The sequence below is a fragment of the Bacillus sp. FSL R9-9834 genome, from assembly GCF_038006905.1.
In the GTDB taxonomy this organism is placed as follows: domain Bacteria; phylum Bacillota; class Bacilli; order Bacillales; family Bacillaceae_G; genus Bacillus_A; species Bacillus_A pacificus.
Window position 1 is genome coordinate 1,146,669 of the sequence record NZ_JBBOWD010000001.1, and the last position, 20,994, is coordinate 1,167,662.

Annotated in this window: 30 protein-coding genes and 1 pseudogene; 23 read left to right on the top strand and 8 right to left on the bottom strand. The window is 33.7% G+C overall.

The genetic code is table 11. The features are described 5' to 3' along the window. The first annotated feature begins 192 nt into the window (after positions 1-192). Complete coding sequence (gene aceB, locus MKY00_RS05910; protein WP_016716780.1) at positions 193-1,782, top strand: malate synthase A; 1,590 nt, start codon at positions 193-195, stop codon at positions 1,780-1,782. Between the two features lie 23 nt (positions 1,783-1,805). Next, a complete protein-coding gene (aceA, locus tag MKY00_RS05915) occupies positions 1,806-3,083 on the top strand; it encodes an isocitrate lyase (RefSeq protein WP_000787354.1) in 1,278 nt (425 codons plus the stop codon). 122 nt (positions 3,084-3,205) lie between these two features. Here the strand turns inward: aceA and MKY00_RS05920 are convergent, their stop codons facing one another. Beyond that, on the bottom strand, positions 3,206-3,997 hold the full coding sequence (locus tag MKY00_RS05920; RefSeq protein ID WP_016716781.1) for a phosphotransferase: 792 nt from the start codon (positions 3,995-3,997) through the stop codon (positions 3,206-3,208). 321 nt (positions 3,998-4,318) lie between these two features. On the opposite strand from MKY00_RS05920, the gene cspA reads away from it, so the two are divergent. After that, positions 4,319-4,522 (top strand): RNA chaperone/antiterminator CspA, encoded by a 204-nt coding sequence (cspA, locus tag MKY00_RS05925; protein ID WP_000301522.1) that lies wholly within the window; start codon positions 4,319-4,321, stop codon positions 4,520-4,522. 337 nt (positions 4,523-4,859) lie between these two features. Here cspA and MKY00_RS05930 read toward each other — a convergent pair whose 3' ends face one another. Both MKY00_RS05930 and MKY00_RS05935 read right to left on the bottom strand, forming a co-directional pair. After that, positions 4,860-5,084 carry a hypothetical protein gene (locus MKY00_RS05930; protein ID WP_016716782.1) on the bottom strand — a complete coding sequence of 75 codons (225 nt, stop codon included), beginning with the start codon at positions 5,082-5,084 and terminating at the stop codon, positions 4,860-4,862. A gap of 316 nt (positions 5,085-5,400) precedes the next feature. Continuing rightward, complete coding sequence (locus MKY00_RS05935; protein ID WP_016716783.1) at positions 5,401-5,586, bottom strand: hypothetical protein; 186 nt, start codon at positions 5,584-5,586, stop codon at positions 5,401-5,403. 283 nt (positions 5,587-5,869) lie between these two features. Here MKY00_RS05935 and MKY00_RS05940 point away from each other — a divergent pair. Further along, positions 5,870-6,067: pseudogene (locus MKY00_RS05940) on the top strand (competence protein ComK); the annotation flags it as partial. Positions 6,068-6,109: 42 nt separating this feature from the next. Here MKY00_RS05940 and MKY00_RS05945 read toward each other — a convergent pair. Genes MKY00_RS05945 through MKY00_RS05955 form a run of 3 tightly spaced genes read right to left on the bottom strand, consistent with a single transcriptional unit; the run spans position 6,110 to position 8,442 of the window. Further along, positions 6,110-7,543: a recombinase family protein gene (locus MKY00_RS05945; protein ID WP_016716785.1), complete on the bottom strand. Its 1,434-nt coding sequence runs from the start codon at positions 7,541-7,543 to the stop codon at positions 6,110-6,112. A 31-nt stretch (positions 7,544-7,574) separates the two neighbouring features. Then, positions 7,575-8,012: an ImmA/IrrE family metallo-endopeptidase gene (locus MKY00_RS05950; protein ID WP_016716786.1), complete on the bottom strand. Its 438-nt coding sequence runs from the start codon at positions 8,010-8,012 to the stop codon at positions 7,575-7,577. A 22-nt stretch (positions 8,013-8,034) separates the two neighbouring features. Further along, positions 8,035-8,442: a helix-turn-helix domain-containing protein gene (locus MKY00_RS05955; RefSeq protein WP_016716787.1), complete on the bottom strand. Its 408-nt coding sequence runs from the start codon at positions 8,440-8,442 to the stop codon at positions 8,035-8,037. Positions 8,443-8,719: 277 nt separating this feature from the next. On the opposite strand from MKY00_RS05955, the gene MKY00_RS05960 reads away from it, so the two are divergent. From MKY00_RS05960 to MKY00_RS06050, 19 genes are all read left to right on the top strand, one after another. Beyond that, positions 8,720-8,920, top strand: coding sequence for a helix-turn-helix domain-containing protein (locus MKY00_RS05960; RefSeq protein WP_016716788.1), 201 nt, complete (start codon positions 8,720-8,722; stop codon positions 8,918-8,920). Next, on the top strand, positions 8,917-9,087 hold the full coding sequence (locus MKY00_RS05965; RefSeq protein WP_016716789.1) for a hypothetical protein: 171 nt from the start codon (positions 8,917-8,919) through the stop codon (positions 9,085-9,087). Before MKY00_RS05960 ends, MKY00_RS05965 begins: the two co-directional genes overlap by 4 nt. An 11-nt stretch (positions 9,088-9,098) precedes the next feature. Then, positions 9,099-9,251, top strand: a complete 153-nt coding sequence (locus tag MKY00_RS05970) for a hypothetical protein (protein WP_016716790.1) — start codon at positions 9,099-9,101, stop codon at positions 9,249-9,251. Positions 9,252-9,266: 15 nt separating this feature from the next. After that, positions 9,267-9,617 carry a YqaI family protein gene (locus MKY00_RS05975; protein WP_016716791.1) on the top strand — a complete coding sequence of 117 codons (351 nt, stop codon included), beginning with the start codon at positions 9,267-9,269 and terminating at the stop codon, positions 9,615-9,617. Between the two features lie 89 nt (positions 9,618-9,706). Then, a complete protein-coding gene (locus tag MKY00_RS05980) occupies positions 9,707-10,024 on the top strand; it encodes a hypothetical protein (RefSeq protein ID WP_016716792.1) in 318 nt (105 codons plus the stop codon). Further along, positions 9,972-10,172: a hypothetical protein gene (locus tag MKY00_RS05985; protein ID WP_048722253.1), complete on the top strand. Its 201-nt coding sequence runs from the start codon at positions 9,972-9,974 to the stop codon at positions 10,170-10,172. Before MKY00_RS05980 ends, MKY00_RS05985 begins: the two co-directional genes overlap by 53 nt. Before the next feature lies 1 nt (position 10,173). Then, positions 10,174-10,365: a hypothetical protein gene (locus MKY00_RS05990; protein WP_016716793.1), complete on the top strand. Its 192-nt coding sequence runs from the start codon at positions 10,174-10,176 to the stop codon at positions 10,363-10,365. 5 nt (positions 10,366-10,370) lie between these two features. Then, positions 10,371-11,072: an AAA family ATPase gene (locus MKY00_RS05995; protein ID WP_016716794.1), complete on the top strand. Its 702-nt coding sequence runs from the start codon at positions 10,371-10,373 to the stop codon at positions 11,070-11,072. Further along, positions 11,072-11,548, top strand: coding sequence for a DUF669 domain-containing protein (locus MKY00_RS06000; RefSeq protein ID WP_016716795.1), 477 nt, complete (start codon positions 11,072-11,074; stop codon positions 11,546-11,548). The genes MKY00_RS05995 and MKY00_RS06000 overlap by 1 nt, the downstream gene beginning before the upstream one ends. Before the next feature lie 104 nt (positions 11,549-11,652). Continuing rightward, positions 11,653-14,007 (top strand): phage/plasmid primase, P4 family, encoded by a 2,355-nt coding sequence (locus MKY00_RS06005; RefSeq protein WP_016716796.1) that lies wholly within the window; start codon positions 11,653-11,655, stop codon positions 14,005-14,007. A gap of 265 nt (positions 14,008-14,272) precedes the next feature. Beyond that, positions 14,273-14,701, top strand: a complete 429-nt coding sequence (locus MKY00_RS06010; RefSeq protein ID WP_016716797.1) for a hypothetical protein — start codon at positions 14,273-14,275, stop codon at positions 14,699-14,701. Between the two features lie 2 nt (positions 14,702-14,703). Beyond that, positions 14,704-15,243, top strand: a complete 540-nt coding sequence (locus MKY00_RS06015; protein ID WP_016716798.1) for an ERCC4 domain-containing protein — start codon at positions 14,704-14,706, stop codon at positions 15,241-15,243. Between the two features lies 1 nt (position 15,244). Further along, positions 15,245-15,529: a hypothetical protein gene (locus tag MKY00_RS06020; protein ID WP_016716799.1), complete on the top strand. Its 285-nt coding sequence runs from the start codon at positions 15,245-15,247 to the stop codon at positions 15,527-15,529. A gap of 80 nt (positions 15,530-15,609) precedes the next feature. Continuing rightward, positions 15,610-15,954, top strand: a complete 345-nt coding sequence (locus tag MKY00_RS06025) for a hypothetical protein (protein ID WP_016716800.1) — start codon at positions 15,610-15,612, stop codon at positions 15,952-15,954. 83 nt (positions 15,955-16,037) lie between these two features. Next, the gene (locus MKY00_RS06030) at positions 16,038-16,238 is read left to right on the top strand and encodes an XtrA/YqaO family protein (protein WP_016716801.1); all 201 of its coding nucleotides are present in this window, start codon (positions 16,038-16,040) and stop codon (positions 16,236-16,238) included. A 102-nt stretch (positions 16,239-16,340) separates the two neighbouring features. After that, positions 16,341-17,144: a spr1630 family ClpXP-sensitive toxin gene (locus MKY00_RS06035; RefSeq protein ID WP_016716802.1), complete on the top strand. Its 804-nt coding sequence runs from the start codon at positions 16,341-16,343 to the stop codon at positions 17,142-17,144. Between the two features lie 23 nt (positions 17,145-17,167). Next, positions 17,168-18,352 (top strand): spr1629 family repressor/antitoxin, encoded by a 1,185-nt coding sequence (locus MKY00_RS06040; protein ID WP_016716803.1) that lies wholly within the window; start codon positions 17,168-17,170, stop codon positions 18,350-18,352. Between the two features lie 101 nt (positions 18,353-18,453). Beyond that, complete coding sequence (locus MKY00_RS06045; RefSeq protein ID WP_016716804.1) at positions 18,454-18,849, top strand: ECF-type sigma factor; 396 nt, start codon at positions 18,454-18,456, stop codon at positions 18,847-18,849. Positions 18,850-19,026: 177 nt separating this feature from the next. Then, the gene (locus MKY00_RS06050; RefSeq protein ID WP_016716805.1) at positions 19,027-19,941 is read left to right on the top strand and encodes a hypothetical protein; all 915 of its coding nucleotides are present in this window, start codon (positions 19,027-19,029) and stop codon (positions 19,939-19,941) included. Positions 19,942-20,002: 61 nt separating this feature from the next. On the opposite strand, the gene MKY00_RS06055 is transcribed toward MKY00_RS06050, so the two are convergent. After that, positions 20,003-20,533, bottom strand: a complete 531-nt coding sequence (locus tag MKY00_RS06055) for a type II toxin-antitoxin system HicB family antitoxin (protein WP_016716806.1) — start codon at positions 20,531-20,533, stop codon at positions 20,003-20,005. A gap of 95 nt (positions 20,534-20,628) precedes the next feature. Next, positions 20,629-20,832 (bottom strand): type II toxin-antitoxin system HicA family toxin, encoded by a 204-nt coding sequence (locus MKY00_RS06060; protein ID WP_016716807.1) that lies wholly within the window; start codon positions 20,830-20,832, stop codon positions 20,629-20,631. Positions 20,833-20,994: the final 162 nt, after the last annotated feature.

Here is a 20,994-nt window from a genome sequence, read left to right on the forward strand (position 1 = left end):
AATAGAATGTATAAAAAGGTCATTGTTGTATAACAGTGGTCTTTTTTGTATGGAATAAAGCGCGAAAGAAAGGCATTTTGAAAAAAAATGAAATGAATTTTCAAAAAAAACTTCCTTTTCTGAAGATTTGTTATATAATATAAAACATAAAATCAAATCTGTTATAAAACAGTTTAAGAAGGGGATGCTAATATGTCGACGCAAACTTCACGGGTTACACTCGTGGGAGAAATGTTACCAGCGTACAACGAAATATTGACACCTGAGGCGCTTAGTTTTTTGAAGGAACTACATGAAAATTTCAATGAGCGCCGCATAGAACTTTTACAAAAACGTGTGGAAAAACAACAGAAAATTGATGCAGGAGAGTTTCCGAAGTTTTTAGAAGAAACGAAGCACATACGTGAAGCGGATTGGACAATTGCTAAATTGCCAAAAGATTTAGAGGATCGCCGCGTAGAGATTACTGGTCCAGTAGATAGAAAGATGGTTATTAACGCTTTAAATTCAGGAGCACATCTTTTTATGGCGGATTTTGAAGATTCGAATTCACCAACTTGGGAAAATGCAATTGAAGGTCAAATAAACTTACGAGATGCAGTAAAGGGAACGATTTCACATAAAAATGAAAACGGAAAAGAATATCGTTTAAATAGTAAAACAGCTGTATTAATTGTGCGTCCAAGGGGATGGCATTTAGAAGAAAAACATGTGCAAGTTGACGGAAAAAATATGTCTGGTAGCTTAGTAGATTTCGGACTTTATTTTTTCCATAATGCGAAAGCTCTTTTAGAAAAAGGAAGCGGTCCATACTTTTACTTACCGAAAATGGAAAGCTATTTAGAAGCAAGATTATGGAATGATGTTTTCGTATTTGCTCAAAAATATATTGGTATTCCAAATGGAACGATCAAAGCAACGGTGTTACTGGAAACGATTCACGCTTCGTTTGAAATGGAGGAAATTTTGTATGAGCTTAAAGATCATTCTGCTGGATTAAATTGCGGAAGATGGGATTATATTTTTAGTTTTCTAAAAGCTTTCCGTAATCATAATGAATTTTTACTTCCTGATAGAGCGCAAGTCACGATGACGGCGCCGTTTATGCGCGCGTATTCTTTGAAAGTCATTCAAACTTGTCACCGCCGTAATGCACCAGCTATTGGAGGGATGGCAGCACAAATTCCGATTAAAAACAATCCAGAAGCGAATGAAGCAGCTTTTGAAAAAGTGCGTGCGGATAAGGAGCGCGAAGCTTTAGACGGTCATGATGGGACTTGGGTTGCCCACCCGGGACTTGTACCAGTCGCGATGGAAGTATTTAATCACATTATGAAAACGCCAAATCAAATTTTTAGAAAACGTGAAGAAATACATGTTACAGAAAAGGATTTATTAGAAGTACCAGTGGGAACGATTACAGAAGAGGGTCTTCGTCTGAATATTAGCGTAGGTATTCAATATATTGCATCTTGGTTAAGCGGTCGGGGAGCAGCACCAATTTATAACTTAATGGAAGATGCAGCAACAGCGGAAATTTCTAGGGCACAAGTATGGCAATGGATTCGCCATGAAGGTGGAAAATTAAATGATGGTCGTAATATTACACTTGAATTAATGGAAGAGCTAAAAGAAGAAGAGTTAGCAAAAATAGAAAGAGAGATTGGTAAAGAAGCCTTTAAGAAAGGGAGATTCCAAGAGGCAACAACGTTATTTACAAATCTCGTTCGGAATGATGAATTTGTACCATTTTTAACATTACCGGGTTATGAAATTTTATAAAAAGTGAAAAGGGGATGGAACAAATGAAAAACGAAAGAATCGAGAAATTACAAGAGAGCTGGGAATTAGATACGCGTTGGAAAGGGATCACACGTCCATATTCGGCAGAAGATGTAATTCGCCTGCGTGGATCAATTGATATTGAGCATACATTAGCGCGCCGCGGTGCTGAAAAGCTTTGGGCGTCGCTTCATACGGAAGATTATATTAACGCACTTGGCGCATTAACAGGAAACCAAGCGATGCAACAAGTAAAAGCTGGGTTAAAAGCAATTTATTTAAGTGGATGGCAAGTAGCAGCAGATGCAAACCTTTCTGGACATATGTATCCAGACCAAAGTTTATATCCAGCGAACAGCGTACCTGCTGTAGTAAAACGAATTAATCAAACGCTTCAACGTGCGGATCAAATTCAGCATATGGAGGGAAGCGGTGATACAGATTATTTCGTGCCAATTGTAGCAGATGCAGAAGCTGGATTTGGCGGACAATTAAACGTATTTGAGCTGATGAAAGGTATGATTGAAGCAGGTGCATCAGGTGTGCACTTCGAAGATCAATTATCTTCAGAGAAAAAATGCGGTCATTTAGGCGGAAAGGTATTGCTACCGACGCAAACAGCGGTGCGTAATTTAATTTCGGCACGCCTGGCGGCAGACGTAATGGGAGTGCCGACAATTATCGTTGCAAGAACGGATGCGGATGCAGCAGATTTAATTACGAGCGATATCGATCCTGTTGATAAAGCGTTTATTACAGGAGAAAGAACACCAGAAGGATTTTACCGTACGAAAGCAGGTCTTGATCAAGCGATTGCACGTGGTTTAGCATACGCTCCTTACGCAGACCTCGTTTGGTGTGAAACATCTGAGCCAAATTTAGAAGATGCAAAACGATTTGCGGACGCAATTCATAAAGAGCATCCAGGGAAATTGCTTGCATACAACTGTTCACCTTCATTTAACTGGAAACAAAAACTAGATGAGAAAACAATTGCGAGCTTCCAAAAAGAAATCGCATCTTACGGTTATAAGTTCCAGTTCGTAACACTTGCTGGATTCCACTCATTAAACTACGGCATGTTCGAATTAGCACGTGGCTATAAAGAGCGCGGCATGGCAGCGTACTCTGAACTACAACAAGCGGAATTCGCAGCAGAAAAACACGGCTACTCTGCAACTCGCCATCAACGAGAAGTAGGAACAGGTTACTTTGATGAAGTAGCACAAGTGATTACAGGTGGTACTTCATCAACGACAGCATTAAAAGGATCTACAGAAGAAGCACAATTTACGAAATAAAAGGAAGGGGCCCCTTTTTGAAGGATGCCCCTTATTATTTTTCGCACGATTCGAGAGTAAATGAAAATATATCGACGATTCGACAAAGAATATCGACTTACCGACAAAAAAAGACAATATGATCAAATCCACTCAGCTCCATGATCACGAATAAACTTCATATCTTTTTCATAATGCTCTAAATGTCCTTCATCAATCATTCTTTGGAAATTTACGTCGCCTTCGTTTGCTTTTTTTTTCATATACGTACATAACGCTTCTAGGCGTAGTAGTACCATTCCTAAGTAATCTTCGTCCATACTTTTCTCGTAGGACTGAACAAACAATTGCACTCTTTCTTTTATACGATCAGCATGTTGTGTTGATTCATAACGAATTGCCTCGCCTGATTCCGTATAATACACTCTACTTAAAGGCACACAAGTATAAAGCGTATAAGCGATATCCCAAATTCTTGGGCCAGGAGCAGCAACATCGAAATCAATAATACCTACTGGTTTCTCGTTATTAAATATAATGTTATATATGGCAAAATCATTGTGGCATAAAACCTCAATGTTATTTGGGGTATGGTCCATAGGTTTCCAATCATCTAATAACGGAAAGTCACTTACCGCATCATGATAAAGGCGAAGCATCTTTGCTATTTCTTTTAACACATCATTAGATCGCATATATTCTTTTAAAGGATAATTTCCAGCATCTCCTTCAATAAAAGATAAAATCTCTCTATTTTTCTCATCTATACCTAAAAACTTTGGTGCGTAATGAAAACCTTTGTTTTCTAAATGCTGTAATAACTTATGAACTTTTGCACTGTCTGGCTTCAATTCTCGTCGAACAGTATTTTTAGAACGATATACGTTTGAGACGTTTCCCCCTGTAAGCTTTTCTTCTTTGGCGTAGTTTGACATGTGAAAATTCCCCCTGTGATTAAAAAATCCAATTCCAAATAGTGAATAGACCAACAATAGAGATAATTATATTTTATAAGAAATACTAAAAATTAGAAATTCTATTTTCAAAAAAGATTGTACATTTCATTTTAAGTATGCTATGATAGTGTCAGTTGAATAGTTAAATTAAGCAATCCATATATTATCAAGTGCTGAAAACGAACGAGAAAAAGTATGTGAGAACTAGTTTATGTTTCGTATTTGATAATGTGTGGATTCTTTTTTTAGATAGGAAAACTAAAAATTTAAAAAAATGTATTTTCTTAGGAGGAAATAATCATGGCAGTAACAGGACAAGTAAAATGGTTTAACAACGAAAAAGGCTTCGGTTTCATCGAAGTTCCAGGCGAAAACGACGTATTCGTACACTTCTCTGCAATCGAAACTGAAGGTTTCAAATCTCTAGAAGAAGGTCAAAAAGTTAGCTTCGAAATCGAAGAAGGTAACCGTGGACCTCAAGCTAAAAACGTAATCAAACTATAATTTTATAGTTTATTATGGAAAAAGGATGGCAGCTGCCATCCTTTTTTGTTGTGGAGAAAGTCTTTCCATCTTAAAATTCGGCGGGAGACCAACGCCCTGTTAACGCCCAATTGTTGAGGGCTGATTAAAGTTTCACTTTATAAATAAGAAAGTATTAAGTTTATTTGTTCTTAATTTTTTTCTTTACAATTCATTTTTTATCCCGCGTTAACGGGCAGTAAGACCCCCACCTCAAAATTCAGTGGAAGCAAAGAAGTTAGGTGGGGGATCAACTGTCCGTAAAAGTCCGATTGGTGAGGGCTGATAATCAGTGGGGGATGAACAAAACCCCCACTGATTAAAGGTTCACTTTATTTGTTGTTCTGTCTACATCTGAAATGGGTAAATCTGCGCCATATAGGCTTTGAGTAACATCTTTTTTGTTAGCATTGTTGTTGTTGTTAGAAGTTTGTTCGTCTTGAGATGATGTTTCTAACATTTGTTCTTGCTCCTTACTAGGGGTATTCAGAGCATCTGATGAGACGCTATTAATCTGTTGGCTTAATAGACTTTTTTTCTCCATATTATACAGCTCCTTTTTGGAATTAGATAAAAAACTAATGTAATCATAAATAATCACTTACATATTTTGTGTTTTGAAGTGAATTATATACAAAACTTATATTGCAGATTTAACGAGTTAAAAAGTTGCTAGTGATGTATAAAGTTGAAGTTCTTAATAAAAAATAAAAACGGGTAACACGTGCAAGTATTTTTAATGTAGTCGATAATTTTTTTATCATATTTTTACTATGTAATAATATTAAAATAAATGGGTATAGGGACACTTGGAAGAAAATATGAAGAAGAGTAAAAGGCTTTCCGAAATGGAAAGCCTTTTACTTTTCTTTTTCAATCTTTTTCTTCTCTCGTTTTTTACATTCAGAGCATTTCGATTTACGAAAAGGCCTTGCAAAGAATAAGAGAATGAAAAATAGCCCAAATATAATACTAGCTGAGTTTTTCACAATCACAATACTACTATTTTTCATTTGAATTGTTGGCTGGCTTTCTTTTTCTTCCATAGTGGACCTCCATATAGTGGATTTTTATTTTTATTATAGCAAAGTTAATTGTCGTAATGATGCGAAATGAGGAAGTAGTTGTATATATTTATAGGTAGTATAAATATATTTTGTATAGGTTATTATTATAAAAGCCATATATTTTCATTTTATAATTTAAAAGGTATTTGACAAATAATAAAGTATTGTAAAAAAGCGGAATCTGTAAGCCATTTCCTTTTCATAGATGCTAAAATTATACATGCAGCTGCTAATATAAATAGAAAAAAGGAGATAGTGGAATATGGAAAGTAAAGTAGAACGCTACGTCGAAAACTATGTTGTAAATAAAAATACAATGGCCTTACTTCCTGTAATTCTCAGTGAAAAGAAAATTGTTACGCGAGTTGTTGAGGTGCAAGACTCTTTTTTCGTATTTCAAAAACCTCTAGATATTATAGAAAGAAGTTGTCGTAAGCATGGTTCTAGTTTCTTAGGGCAAAACTTCTTATAATACATAAGAGAAGTTTAATTCAATATAACATCAATTAAACTCCATTTCTACAATTTTTAATTTATAAGCTTGCCATTCATCGCTTCTTTCAACAACTATCCTTTTTAGTATAATTTGCAGGAGCATTTTCTTTTCTTCATCATTCAAGTTATTCCAATTAAGTTTCATATCATTCAAAATTTCTTTTAATTCATTGTTCTTGAGTTTCTTATTTTCGGCTGGTTTTAACTTATACAATTCTTCCGTTAAAACTTTTTCTCTATCACTTTCTTCTTGCATGAGTTCTGTAAATTCTTCGTCTTTCAAGTGTTCGTTTGCCCATGCATATTGCCATTTTTTACGGCGCTTTTCAATAACCTTTAGCTCATTCTTAATTTGTATAATGTCATCTTCTATAGTATTCTGTCCGGTTGAAACATCATCATCTGTTGCATGTATATGTAAGGAAAGGATATATGGAATAATGGCTTTTTCTAATTTGCGTTCGGACATGCTGCCCATACTACAAACATTTAATTTGCGACCTCTACAGAAATATTGCTTATATTTAGTGATAGTCCCATCTTTTTTCTTTGATGTCACATAGTTTCCTACCAGTGATCTACCACAACGGGGGCATTTTATAATACCGGAAAAAATATAACTACCATACGCGCTACGAGGATGAGATTCCCGTCTGGCCTCTCGTAATCTTTGGACATTATCAAATAATTCTTTTTCTATAATAGCTGGTACAGAATTTGGAATCTCAAAGTAATGCTCCGTTTCTTTTCGCCAACGTAAAGTACCAACGTATAGAGGATTCTCTAAAATATATAATATTGCTTTTTCATTCCAATAGTCTCTTCCAGGTGTTCCAATGGTATTCAACTTTTTACAAATTCGCTGGGCACTATGTCCTTTTAGATAATCATTAAAGACAGACCGAACAATCTTTGCTTCTTCTTCAATAACAGTTAATACACCTTCTTTATGGTCTGCATTGTATCCATAAGGTTTTCTACCTGAGGTATATTTACCTTGTCTAACTTTTTCTTGTTGGCCCACCCTAACGCGTTCACCAATATTTTCACGCTCCCATTGAGCTAGTGCAGCAATGATGGTAATGAATAATCTTCCAATAGCTGTTGTTGTATCATAAACTTCTGTAGCGCTCTTGAATTTACAATCGTATTTTTCAAATACATCTAATAAATTGTATAAATCTAGAACAGATCTTGTAAGTCGATCTAATCGATATACTAATACACAATCAATTAATCCTTTTTTTATATGGTCTATCATCCGTATGAGTTCTGGACGATTAGTGTTTTTAGCAGATATACCCTCATCTACGTAGTAACCAACAACATCCCAATCCTGTGTTTCGCAATATGCTGTCAGTTTTTTCTTTTGAGCTGAGATGGAATATCCCTCTACAGCCTGCTCTTCTGTTGAAACACGTGCATAAATTGCGCATCTCACTGCTTATACCACCTTTCAATTTATTTTTAAACTATATTTTATTGGTGAACGTATAAAATTCTAGAAGTTCGACAGGAATGTTATTTTTATATGCTATACGTGCTTTTGTATCACCTGGAGCAATACTATTTTCATCTATTAACAAAAGCGCAGCAAATGTATTGGCTTCAATTTCTAATTTATCAACAGATAATAACGTGTTTTTTCGTAAAAATGGCGTATTTGCATTAGGATGAAGGATGGCATGACCTAATTCATGTGCGCAAACTGTCCTTTGCATAGTTGAAGATAAATTGCTGTTGATAGCGATAAATTTATTTCTTCTTTCATATTTATAGAAACCATTAATTTCTTCATGTAGATCATGAAAAAAGATATTTATATTTAAACATTGTGCAAGTTCAAAAGGGTCTTTAGTATTATGTTTTTTACAAAGTTGTTTGACTGTATTGTTTATTATGGATTTCAATGTAATCACTCCTGAACTTACATTAATTATCTTTACGGTGTTTTTTAGGAATGTATTTTTTATTAATAACCTTTGTTTGACGTACAATGTACTCCATTGCATCTAATAAAGAATCTACAGCTTCCTCACTCATAGGTTCACCAGAGAACATAAGCCCTTGTGAGTCTTTTAAATCGCGTTTTATTTCCTCCATTCTTTTTTCAATATCTTTCTCGTCCTTATTGCCTAATTGATTTAACTGTTCTCTTCCTAGAAGATAATCAGTTGTTACATGGAAATAGTCGGCAACCTTTTGTAATTTATCAGCCGATGGAGATGTATTATCCCATCTACGTATAGTTCCGTTGCCGAATCCTAAATCTCTTTCTAGTGCTGAGATTGCAATTTTTCTTTGTGCGCATAGACTTTTAATCGTATTAACTAAAGTCATTATAATCACCTTTCTGATTTAGCGCAGGTATTTTTTTAGCAAATACGCTATTAATTTGTTGACTTTTAGCAAATGTGCTATTAATATATACCTGTAAGCTAATTTGTTAGCGGAAAAAAGGACATGAAAATACCGTATTATTAAAGCTATAGTGATCGCTGGGGGCGATTATATTGGGATTTTTGTGTCTTTTTTTCATACTTTAAACTTAGCATATATGCTAATAGTTAGTCAATAATTTAGCGCAAATTTTCGCAAAAAAAAGGGAGGGATATAAGTGCAATACTCTAGTTTTGGAATAAAAGTAAGAACAGCATTATTAGAACGTGAGTTAACAATTACATCGTTAGCATCTGAGCTAGGAATTTCAGTTTCATATTTATCGGACATCCTGAAAGGGTCTAGAAAAGGAAAAAAACAAAAAAAGCGAATTGCAGACACTTTAGGTATTGAAGTATGTGAGGATGATCTTAAATGACAAATAAATTAGTTGAAGCGAATGAACAACAAATCAAAATAGATGGTCCGAGCCCAGAAGCAATGAAGCTTTTAAAAGCATTTTTAATGAGGACATCAGTTCCAAGAATAGCTGCTAAAAGAATTCAGGAAAGGTCAGAGAGTAAAAATTTCAGTGATGGACTGTAGGAGGCGAAACAATGAACGGAGTACTATCCGCAAGTAAATTAATGAAAGCATTTCAAGTACGTGAGCAATGTGCTGAGATGCGTAATAATCCAGCGTTATTACTTGCTATGGAATTAGAAGCAAAGCGCAATATATATGAAATGAACCGTAAGGTTTCATCTTGAAGAGAGGTGAGTTAATTGAAGGAAGTAACAATGATTTTTAAATCAGGTGCTAAAGCAAGTTTTACAGTAGAGCAATTTTCAACATTTAAAAATAGTTTTGGATTTTTATCAGGAATTGAATGGGAAGGTGCTACTGGAAAGGTACCATTCCACATTGGGGTTAGTAGTATTGATGCAATATTTGTGGAAGACGTTGATGAAAAGGAACCGGTTAAGGAACCTGATCATCCAATTGAAGATTTTTACGGTGTTGAGATTAGGAAAGATGATACTTACTATATGTTCGGTCAAGATGCAGTGTTGGAGCATAACTTGAAAATGTACTTAATTGAAAAATATGAAGTGCCATGCTTTCAAGCCCAATAAAAAAACACCTGCGCCAACAGGTGATTTAGAAAAACAAAATTCACAGTCATTATAGCATGAATTGATTTCATGTAAAGGGGGAGATATCAATGAGTATTAAAGAAGTTGCTAAGGCTGTACAAGCTATAAGAGAAGCTCGAAATGAACATGGGATTATCAGTGTTCGTGGTAATGAAGTTCATCTCAGTAATGAAGTACTGGAATCATTGTTGGATGAATCAAAGGTTAAACCATTAATACTAAAACGTGAATCAAAGGATTATCCTTATGAAGTTTCTTTTATTAATGATCATGTAATCTATTTCTCTCTCTACACTCAAGAAAGAATGGAGGAGAAAATTGGAGGGATACCAAATGGTCGAAAATTCAATGGTAATCGGGAACCGTCAGGACTCCTCATTCAATAACGTGATGGATCATTGTCAAAGTTGTGGTAAAGAAATCTATTTTGGTGAAGAATACCGGGATATTGATGGTGATTATATACACGATGAAACAGAATGCATCAAACAATATGTATATTCACATTCTACAAAGAAAGTAGCGGGTGAGTAAAATGAATGCTGCTATTGAAGAATTAGAAAAGACATTAGACGTGGAGCAAAAAAGGCTAAATGATTATAAACGGAATTTAGAAAGATTAATAGAAAAGAAACCAATCGTTGAACAAAATATCCAAGATACTGAAGGGAAAATTAAGGACATTCAAGCTTCCATTTTTGTTCTGAAAAATATGGTGAAGGAGTGAAGTAATTGGAAATCACAAATGCTTCTAGCATTACAACAGATAACTCAACGTATTTAATTTATGGTAATCCAGGGATGCGTAAAACATCTACAGCGAATTATTTAGAAGGTAACACCCTCTACATCCCAATCGATAAAACTCAGGCGCCATTAGCAGGTAATTCAAAGATTGATATTGTTCAATTCGATACTTATGAAGCTTGGACGAATTGGAATGAACTTATGAAAGGTTTATCTACAACTGATTTATCAAAATACGATACGATTTTTTTTGATAATATTTCAGAATTAACTAGATCTATGCTTGCAAACTTAGGTCGAGAAGGGAATAACAATCGTGTTCCTTCACAAGCAAACTATCAGCAGATTGATTTTTTCATAATAGATAGTGTTCGATTTATCCAAACGTTAGGAAAGCGTGTTGTATTTACAGCATGGGAAACCACTGATAAATGGGAATTACCTAGTGGACAAGCTGTTAATCGGGCTTATCCTGATATTCGAATCAAGATTTTAAATAATTTTATGGGTTTATGCCAAGTGGTTGCGAAGTCAGTTATCAATGAAGAAACAAAAAATTATGGGTTTATTTTAGAGCCTTCACCTTACACCTTTGCAAAGAATCAACTGGATAAACGTAAAGCTTGTGCCCATGAAGATATTTTTAAAATTGGTTATGTACCAGAAAAACAAGGGGGAAATAAATAATGTCATTCTTTAAATTTGATGAGGATAATGCAAGTGTAGCTTTTGAATTAGTAGCGGAAGGTAAATATGAAGCGGTAATTGTAAATGCCGAAGCAGGTAAAACACAAGCTGGTAAGCCAAAATTATCGGTAGATTTTGAGATTCGTAGTGATGTACAGCAAAATCATCAAGGAGCAAAAGTGCTTTATAACACATTCACATTTGAACATGAAGTTTCAGTGAAAATCGTTAACTCATTATTAAAAGCCTGCGGCTTTGCTAATAATCATGCTTTTACTTCACCTGATGATATGGCAAAACAACTTATTAATAAAAATTTAAAAATCACAGTAAAACATGAAGAGTATGACAAAGTTGTGGATGGCCAAAAACAAAAACGTACCGCAGCAAAGGCAAAATATTATGATGTATCAGATGTAAATCCAATTACAAGTGGTCCAGCAGTAAATGTGGGCGATGATGATCTACCCTTTTAATCCATGGGTAATTGTAAATGGATACGATTGAATAAAATTAAATAGAGAGGTCGGTTTTGTCGACTTCTCTTTTTTATACCCTAAAAAGCTAATTGGAGGGCACAATGAAAGAAAATCCATACAATTTTAATGAAATTCCTACTGAGTTAAAGGCCCTTCCGCAATGGATCTTATGGCGTAAGGAAAAAAGAAATGGCAAACCAACAAAAGTTCCATATCAAGTTACTGGTGAAATGGCGCAAGCAAATAACAGACGTACCTGGTCAACATTTGCAACGGCAGTCAAATTTTATTTAGAAGGTGACTATGACGGAATCGGCTTTGTATTTAGTAGGCAGGATAATTACATTGGAATCGATATTGATAAGTGTGTTGTGGACGGAAAAACAAATACTTTAGCAACAGAAGTTATCGATACATTGGATAGTTACACCGAGTTTTCACCATCAAAAAATGGGATTCACATCATTATCAAAGGGAATCTTCCACAATCTGTTTTAGGAACAGGAAGGAAGAATACCAAGCACGGTTTAGAAATTTACTCATATGGCCGTTATTTTAGCTTTACTGGAAATCGTGAAAACTCTAATGATGTGTACGAAAGAACGGATGAATTAGCTGAGGTATTTGAAAAATATTTTGATGACAGTGACATTCAAGGACGAGTAAATTTAGCAGAATTTGAAAAGGATGAAATCAAAATTTCAAATGAAGCTTTGTGGGAAAGAATGTTTCGAAGTAAGAACGGTGATGAAATTCGTTCATTATTCAATGGCAATTTAATCAATGATGATCATTCAGCAAGCGATTTAGCTTTATGTAATCATCTAGCTTTCTGGACAGGTAAATCAGCAACTCGAATGGATGCGATGTTCCGTGAATCAGGACTTATACGCGAGAAATGGGACATTATTCATTTCAGAGAAACCAATGAAACATATGGTGAAAGAACGATAGCAACAGCTATTTCCTCTACTTCCACAACTATTTTAGATAACAAGCAGCAATTCGAAGAATTTTCATTTGATTTTCTTGGCGAAGATGCGGTTGAGTTTGTCGAAGAAAAGAAGAAAAAGAAATTCCGATTAACAGAGTTGGGAAATGCTGAACGTATTGCATATGAATATGGCCATGTAATCAAATATGTCAGCGACATTGGTTGGTATATATGGGACGGAAAGCGATGGAAGTTGGATACAAAAAAAGAAATTGAACGAATAACAGCAAAAGTTCTTCGAAGCCTTTATAAATCAGAAGATGAAGCGGAAACGAAATGGGCTCGTATGTGTGAAAGAAGAAATATCCGAATGAACAGTATTAAGGATCTTATGCCATTAGTTCCAGGAGAACGTGAAGACTTTGATAAGTATAAATATTTATTCAATGTTGAGAACGGTATTGTTGACTTGAAAACAGGAAAGCTACAGCCGCATGATCGGGAGCTTGGTTTAACTAAGATTACTAATATTGTATTTGATGAAAATGCGAAATGTCCGGAATGGATTAACTTCTTGGACCAAATTTTCCAAGGTGATAAAGAAATAGTTGATTATATGCAGCGATTAATTGGTTACTCACTAACAGGAGAAATTACGGAACAAATAATGGTTTTCCTGATTGGTGGAGGTTCCAACGGGAAATCGACCTTTATTAATACAATTAAGGACTTGTTGGGTGAATACGGTAAACAAGCGAAATCTGATACTTTCATCAAGAAAAAAGAAACAGGAGCCAATAATGATATTGCTAGATTAGTAGGGGCGCGCTTTGTATCCGCAATTGAAAGTGAAGAGGGGGAACAACTCTCAGAAGCTTTTGTAAAACAAATAACAGGTGGAGAACCCGTGTTGGCTCGTTTTCTTAGACAAGAATACTTTGAGTTCATACCTGAGTTTAAAGTTTTCTTTACTACAAACCATAAGCCGGTAATTAAAGGTGTTGATGAAGGGATTTGGAGACGTATCCGTTTAGTTCCATTTAACCTACAACTACCAAAAGAGAAACGTGATAAGAAATTACCAGAAAAAATAAGTTTGGAAATGCCAGGGATACTGAATTGGGCGATTGAGGGTTGTTTGAAGTGGCAGAAGTCGGGACTGAACGATCCAGCAATTGTTATGAAAGCAACAGGTGATTACAAAGAGGAAATGGATATTCTCGGCCCATTTATGTTCGAATGTTGTTTTAAAAGAGAAGATGTTCAAATCGAAGCAAAAGAATTATATGAAGTTTATGCGAATTGGTGTTTTAGAAATGGTGAGCATCAATTAAAAAATCGGGCGTTTTACCGAATTTTAGAATCCCAAGGATTCAAGAGAGAACGTGGTAACAAAAATAAGTATTACATCAAAGGTGTTACTCTAGCAGACCGAAAAAATACTTTTAAGCAGCAAAAGTTACTGAAAAACGATGAAAATAGCGAAAGTGTTACTAAAAGTAACACATTTAAAATTACTTAAAACCCTTGATACATAAGGGCTCAAGGTACTTTTTATACTCTTTTTGTTACTTTTGTTACTAAAAATATATATAAACAAAAAAATAATATATATATAAGTATTCTATTAGGGGGCTTAATGCTCAAAATAGGTAACAAAGGTAACCTAAGTACTTTAATCCCTTGGGGTTCTAAGGTTCAAGTGGGTTACTAAAAAGTAACACATGCTGATTTTAGGTCTTTTTCAGTAACACTTTTAGTAGTTTTTGATAACAGAGGTGATAGATTTGCAGGTTTTATTAATTTTAAGTGCGATTTGGAAATCAGGAGCAAATATCTATCTTAATGAAAAAGATAATCAAGTTGCGATAAAAAAACAAAATTTAATTCCAGCGGAAGTTATGAAAGCTGCTGAACAAAACTATCAAGCTATTTATGAGTGGTTTAAATCTTGGAAGGGTGCAAGCAATGAGAAAGTTACTATCTTAAAGATCTTTAATCAATTTTGCGGCTGGCAGCATAATCAAAAATTAAATGAATGGTTACTTGCTGATGCTGATTCATTACAAATGTTTTATGACTGGACAATCATTCTTGCTAAGAACGGATGGACAGATGTTTATGACGATTATCGCCAATTTGAAAGTGATGAATCAAATGCAATGGCTAGAAAGATATATGAACGTGCGGTTTTATATGCAAGGAAAGGAGTGTAAGAATGATTCGTTTCCATTACACAGATAAAGAAATAGATAAAATCCTTAAAACACTCACAATCGTGATTGATACTCGTGAAAACGTAAATGGCCATATTCTTGATTATTTACATCAAAAAGGCATTCCGATTAAAAATCAAAAATTAGATACCGGTGATTATGGCTGCATGATTCCAAAAAATGAAGAACTAGGGATACTACGTGATATTTATTTAGACGGTCGAGTAGAACGAAAAGCCCACATGGATGAGATCACAGGGAACTTGCAAAAGGATACGCAAACAGCGTTTGAAAATGAATTAATCCGTTCGAAAGAAATTCCATTTACTTTAATTGTGGAAGATCCTAAAGGCTATGAAAAAATGCTAAAAGGTCAATATCGTTCGAAATATAATCCATTGGCGTTACTTGGAAGACTTAATACATTTAAAGCGAAATACGGTTTTGAAATTGTGTATTTAGATAACAAGTACAGCGGTAATTGGATATATTATCACTTTTATTATCGAGCGAAACATTATTTGAAAACAGGAGCTTTTTAATATGACTTATTCTCGTGAAGAGCAAGAAACTACACTGGTTTTTGATAATAGTACAGGTCAGTGGAACGTTTACTCTACTGTTCCTAAACACATTCGAAAACTTAGTAATCTATGTGAATTACAAACCTTAGAAGAAGAGGAGGGAAGGCCAACGGCAGTAAAAGGTGTTCTCCAAGAAAAACAAGTAACAATGAAAAATTTACGAGTGATGACAGAAGAGCAAAGACAGAAAGCAGCTGAAAGACTTTCTAAGGCTAGAAACGCTGTAATTAATAATGAAAAATAACACTGAACATTCAAGAAGGTCTAATTAGTTTAATTTAAGTTGAATTACAAAAAACAATTATTAATTAGGAGGATTTATCAATGACAAAAGTACAACTTAATCAAAAGGAACAACATTATGCAGATACACGTGAAGAGGCGGAGGAAATTATTTCAGCTGCTAAAGAAAATGACAACCTTCAAATGCACAAAATCGCAGAGAAATATAACAAATACGGTCAGTATTTCTTGATTGATTTAACTTTCGCTTATCAAACTCCTAAAGAAGTAATGGAGAGTCGTCCACAAAATGATGATGTTCCAGAGGGACAAATGAGCTTTGAAGAACCGTATGAAGGCGTAGAGTACAACGTTAATTCAGATGGAACAACGGAAGTTGCTCCTGGTCAATTGAAAATTGTTGGTGAAGAAACGATTGCTGAATAAATATTTGTCCTGGGCTTCAGCTTGGGGGAAAAGAGTAATCCATAAAAATGATTAATTATTTAAGTAAGAAGAGGAGTGTTATTTTGAGAAGAAAAGATATTGAAATAAATCCAGGGACAACAAAATTAGAAATAGACATTTTAGATATTAAGAAAGATTGCATAGTAATTATATCGAATGGAAAAGCAAAAGTGAGAGAGTTACCGATTTACGGTGAATATAGAATTATTACACATCAAGGAAGAGTTAAAAGAATGAAACGAGAGGAGGGTGAAGAGTTCTAACTTTAATTTTTTTTGCTTTTTATCACTTTTTCTTTAATTTTTTAGAATATGATATATAATTAAGTATATTACATACTATAAAAATAGAAAGAGGGATAGGAGATGCAAGAATATAGTTTTAACTCAGAAGTAAACCAAGTAATTGTTGATGGAATTTTGAATGGATATAAAAGTTATATTCATGAACGAAATGAAAAACAACGAACAATGCTAATTAGTGATGCATATGCATGGGTGAAAGGAAATCACATTGATGACCAAACAGCAAGAGAATGTGAAAGAGTAGGAATTGAGTATAAAAAGGCTAAAGCAGGTTATACTTGGGGATATTTACAGTTTTCGGATTCTGAAGACAAGAGCATGTTCATTGTCAAAAATGCAAAGTACTTCAATGAAGAGAATTTTCCAGGTGGTAAGGGGATTAATGGAAGAAAGCAAAGAAAGAAAAATGATGAAAACTATTTAAAGAAACTATCTAGAATAAATCATAATATTGCATTTCCAAAAGCTCCTGATTTATTCACGGAAGATACGGAAGGTGTGGAGATTTTATCTATTTTTGATGATAATACATTGAAAGCATTAGAAGATACAGATGTGAGCAGGCTGCAAACAGAATATAATAAATTTTACATTGTAACTTATGAAATTGATGAAGCATTTATGATTTCAAAAATATTAGTTTGGATGCCGAATCCTAATGATGAAAAAGCATATTTAGTTGACGATTTAACGGAATTAATTAATAATAGCTCAGTGGACTTTGACGATGTGGATATCACTGTTTTAGAAAGTGATGAACTAGAGTATAACTACGATTCACCTGCGGCTGTTGACTTTGATATTTTCCACGAGGAAGAACTGGATCGAGAACAAACAAATAACGATGATGATAGTCGAAGTTAGTATTATATAGGAGGTAGATATACATGTTTGTTGGTACAACTTTGACCAACATTCGAATTCTCCATGGCTATACAAGGAAACAACTGTCCGAAATGTTGGATATTACAGAGCAAGCTGTTTGGCAATATGAGAACGGGTATATGTCTCCTAAGTTAGAAGTTATAAATAAAATGAAAAATATCTTTGGAGTAAAAAGTAAATACTTTTACTCTGAAGATATTCTTACTAAAAATGGAAATGCGAATGTACAGCAATGCCATATTGCATATAGAGCAGAAGTAATGAATAGTGCCCAAAAAAATCAAAGTGAAGCAAAAAATATTGAGTATCTTAACTCCTTTTTAAAAATTATTGAAAAGAAATTGTATTACCCTCCAAATGAAATAGTTATTTTAAGAGATAAGATTATTGAATATCTTAATAATTCAAGTGAAGAACGAAAAGTAAAAATTGAGAAAGCGGCTAGTATAGCTAGAGAGTTTTTAAATATAGGAAATAAGAGCAATATAAACTTATTATTTATGCTTGAAAAAAAAGGGGCATTTATCTTTGAAAAGGCTATAGGGGAAAAAATAGATGCTTATAGCTTGTGGTCAGAAGATGAACGCCCTTTTATTATGTTGGGAAATTTAAAAAAGTCTGCTGCTAGAAGAAATTTTGATTTGGCTCATGAATTAGGACACTTACTGTTACATTATAAAGTTGAATTTTCTTTATTAGACAATAAATCACATAGGGAATATGAACAAGAAGCAAATTTATTCGCTGGAGCATTTTTATTGCCAGAAAAAGAATTTACTGAGGATTTTAGTATGCTCATCAAAATGTCATCCCCTGATTCATACATTGATTTAAAAAAGAAATGGGTTGTATCAATTCAAGCGATGGCATATCGAGCACATTCACTTGGTTTACTTGATTATCAAAAGTATAGATATTTTAACATTAAATTAAATAGACAAGGGTATAAAATAAGAGAGCCTCTTGATGAAGAGATAAAAGTTATGAAACCTGGTAAGGTAAGAAGTATTTTACAACTCTTATTTGATAGAAAATACTTATCATTAGGAGCGCTTTTAGATTTACTAATGGTTGATGTTGAATTTTTATCTAATCTTTTAGGAATAGAAATGGAGTTCTTTAAGAAATATCAAAATGAATTAGCAAAAGAATTTACAATTTCAGATCTTAACTTAAAAGTAAATTAAAGAGTCCGACCAGTCTTCTGGAGGGCACAAGCTGTACGTATTAAGCGTATGTCTTGTGCCTTTTTTGTTTGGATAGAGAAATGAAAGAGGTGAACCCAAATTTGTTTAATTGGCTAAAAGATTATCAAAAATTAGAAGAAGATATTGCTTATTTAGATTACAACTTGGATAAAACAAAAGCTGAATTAAAACGTTGGGTTAGTGGTGATTTGCAAGATGTACGTTTAACTGCTGAATCGGAAGGTGCGAAAGTAGAAGAACGTATTGAAGCAATTGAATATGAGTTAGCGCATAAGATGAATGCAATGCATGACTTATTGGAGCTAATTAGTAAGTTCAAAGGATTAGAAAATAAATTATTAAAAATGAAGTATGTGAATGGAATGACATTAGAAGAAATAGCTGAGGATATGAATTACAGTTCTAGTTATATCTATAAGAAACATGCTGAGATTGTAAGAAGAATAAAGTTCGCTGAAAAACTTGCACTTTACTGACACCCAGCTTTATGAATGTTAACTCTTGAAAATATGAATTATAGTAATAACATAAGAAATTGACGAAAGGGCAACTGGTGCACGGTTGCTCTTTTTAATGGTTTTATTATAGTTTTTTATTGTTTTAATTTGGAAGTAAATGATAAAATTGTGTTAAAACAATATGGGGGATAAGTAATGGATAATCCAAATAAAGATAAAACCTGTTTTATAATCACACCAATTGGAGATGGTAAGTCTGATATAAGACGGGCTGCAGATGGGGTTATAGATGCAGTAATTGTTCCTGCATTAATTGAAATTGGATTTCAAGAAGAAAATATTAAAGTTGCGCATAGAATGGCAAACCCAGGTTCTATAAATAAGCAAGTTATTACAAGTATTCTGCAATCTGATATAGCGATAGCCAATCTTACTACTTTAAATCCAAATGTAATGTATGAACTTGCAATTAGGCATGCTGTTAGAAAACCGGTAATTCAGATTTGCCAGGAAGGAACAAGATTGCCCTTTGATATAACTGAGGAACGTACTATTTTTTACACAAATGACATGGCTGGTGTATTAGAACTCAATGATAATTTTAGGAATATGGTAGTACAGGCTATTGAAGATGAAGAACCAGACAATCCTATTTATAGGGTAATAGAAGCTAATACTATTATGAAGAATGTAGATGAAGATGACCCTTCTAGATTTTTATTGAATCGTATGAATTCATTGGAACATAATTTATCAAATTTAATTAATTCATTAAATAACGTACCATCTCAAACTAATTATTCTCAAAGAAAAGGGCAACAAATTGTACAGACGGAAATGCGTCAAACATTTAGATTTGAGATAGATAAATCTAAAATAAGCACAAGAGAATTTAACGAACTTATAATGGAATATAGTCTTGAAAATCCTGACATTAATTTTAAAGTTGCTTTTTTTGAAGGTAAAGCAGAAGTAAGAATGTATTCATCAAACTGGTTGGCAATTAATAAGGCTTTAGAATTTATCTTAAGTCTAGATGGTGTTACACATGTATTGTCTAAGAGAGAGAAATTAATACAAGAAATTAATAAAGAAACCATAGTGCAATAATAAAAAGTATTCCTTATGGAGTGCTTTTTATTATATAAAAAAGAGGACGCTCAGGGCGTCCTTAATTATTATTATCACTATTTATATTATACTCATTTAAATCATTATTATTTGCTTTTATATTATAGTCTTTATCAAAAGGTAATTTTATATTTAATTGCTCTCTTAAGGCGTCTTGTAATACCTGTGAAAAGTTTATATTTTCTTTTATAGCTGCCTCATTCAACCATTGAGGTATAGTTAATGTTTTCTTAATGGAATTATTATTTATAGCTTTTCTATATAATGGCATATGAATTTCAATTTGTACCATTATCTTTTTAGAAATGTTCTCATAAAACTCTATATCTAAACTTAATTCTTCTAATGAGGTTGGTTCTGGTATTTCTAAGTGATTAATCTCCATGTTATATAAAATGGAGCCTAAGGATTCTTTAGCGTTGTTTATAGCTTCTTGAATTGTGTCGCCTTGTGCATGACAACCAACTATGTCAGGAAATGAAACGCTGAAAACATCTTCATCGGGATATTGTTCTAATATAGCAGTAAAACTATAGAAATCTTTATAAGTATGTCTATTTGAGTTATTCATTTGAAAACCTCCATTTTTATTAAAATTAACATTTGTTGATTTTCTTTAAAAATTGGTTATAGTAGTATCATACAGTTTTTAGAAAAGCAGAGGGGTTAAAACCCCTTTATCTGCTTTACAATTTTATGAGCGGTTCCAGTTGCAACATCTTTGACGGGATGAGGTATCGAAATGTGATACGGTGCTCCTGGTTTGGTGAAGATTAAATGGTCACCTTTACCGCGCTTTTTACTTGGCTGACGTTCCCATTGGTGTTCTTCAGCCATTTTTATTAATTGTTTAGAACTGTATGATGGCAAAGCGCTTGCTCCTTTCTTATGTATTTTCGAGTTATTGTTCACCTCCTTTAACTCTATATTTATTATAACACGTATATTTTATACGTGCAATATAATGTGTGTAATTTATACGTATTTATTTTTAAGAAGTTTAATATGTTTCGAAGCATCCATAATGGGTGC

What these genes read in the sequence shown, in the direction of transcription:
- MKY00_RS05985 (WP_048722253.1), top strand. Translation starts at nt 9,972, where the DNA reads ATGGTCGAAAATTCAATGGTAATCGGGAACCGTCAGGACTCCTCATTC.
- MKY00_RS06005 (WP_016716796.1), top strand. Translation starts at nt 11,653, where the DNA reads ATGAAAGAAAATCCATACAATTTTAATGAAATTCCTACTGAGTTAAAG.
- MKY00_RS06015 (WP_016716798.1), top strand. Translation starts at nt 14,704, where the DNA reads ATGATTCGTTTCCATTACACAGATAAAGAAATAGATAAAATCCTTAAA.
- MKY00_RS06025 (WP_016716800.1), top strand. Translation starts at nt 15,610, where the DNA reads ATGACAAAAGTACAACTTAATCAAAAGGAACAACATTATGCAGATACA.
- aceA (WP_000787354.1), top strand. Translation starts at nt 1,806, where the DNA reads ATGAAAAACGAAAGAATCGAGAAATTACAAGAGAGCTGGGAATTAGAT.
- MKY00_RS05930 (WP_016716782.1), bottom strand. Translation starts at nt 5,084, where the DNA reads ATGGAGAAAAAAAGTCTATTAAGCCAACAGATTAATAGCGTCTCATCA.
- MKY00_RS05980 (WP_016716792.1), top strand. Translation starts at nt 9,707, where the DNA reads ATGAGTATTAAAGAAGTTGCTAAGGCTGTACAAGCTATAAGAGAAGCT.
- cspA (WP_000301522.1), top strand. Translation starts at nt 4,319, where the DNA reads ATGGCAGTAACAGGACAAGTAAAATGGTTTAACAACGAAAAAGGCTTC.
- aceB (WP_016716780.1), top strand. Translation starts at nt 193, where the DNA reads ATGTCGACGCAAACTTCACGGGTTACACTCGTGGGAGAAATGTTACCA.
- MKY00_RS06055 (WP_016716806.1), bottom strand. Translation starts at nt 20,533, where the DNA reads ATGAATAACTCAAATAGACATACTTATAAAGATTTCTATAGTTTTACT.
- MKY00_RS05965 (WP_016716789.1), top strand. Translation starts at nt 8,917, where the DNA reads ATGACAAATAAATTAGTTGAAGCGAATGAACAACAAATCAAAATAGAT.
- MKY00_RS05935 (WP_016716783.1), bottom strand. Translation starts at nt 5,586, where the DNA reads ATGGAAGAAAAAGAAAGCCAGCCAACAATTCAAATGAAAAATAGTAGT.
- MKY00_RS06035 (WP_016716802.1), top strand. Translation starts at nt 16,341, where the DNA reads ATGCAAGAATATAGTTTTAACTCAGAAGTAAACCAAGTAATTGTTGAT.
- MKY00_RS05920 (WP_016716781.1), bottom strand. Translation starts at nt 3,997, where the DNA reads ATGTCAAACTACGCCAAAGAAGAAAAGCTTACAGGGGGAAACGTCTCA.
- MKY00_RS05970 (WP_016716790.1), top strand. Translation starts at nt 9,099, where the DNA reads ATGAACGGAGTACTATCCGCAAGTAAATTAATGAAAGCATTTCAAGTA.
- MKY00_RS06050 (WP_016716805.1), top strand. Translation starts at nt 19,027, where the DNA reads ATGGATAATCCAAATAAAGATAAAACCTGTTTTATAATCACACCAATT.
- MKY00_RS05990 (WP_016716793.1), top strand. Translation starts at nt 10,174, where the DNA reads ATGAATGCTGCTATTGAAGAATTAGAAAAGACATTAGACGTGGAGCAA.
- MKY00_RS06000 (WP_016716795.1), top strand. Translation starts at nt 11,072, where the DNA reads ATGTCATTCTTTAAATTTGATGAGGATAATGCAAGTGTAGCTTTTGAA.
- MKY00_RS06020 (WP_016716799.1), top strand. Translation starts at nt 15,245, where the DNA reads ATGACTTATTCTCGTGAAGAGCAAGAAACTACACTGGTTTTTGATAAT.
- MKY00_RS06040 (WP_016716803.1), top strand. Translation starts at nt 17,168, where the DNA reads ATGTTTGTTGGTACAACTTTGACCAACATTCGAATTCTCCATGGCTAT.
- MKY00_RS05955 (WP_016716787.1), bottom strand. Translation starts at nt 8,442, where the DNA reads ATGACTTTAGTTAATACGATTAAAAGTCTATGCGCACAAAGAAAAATT.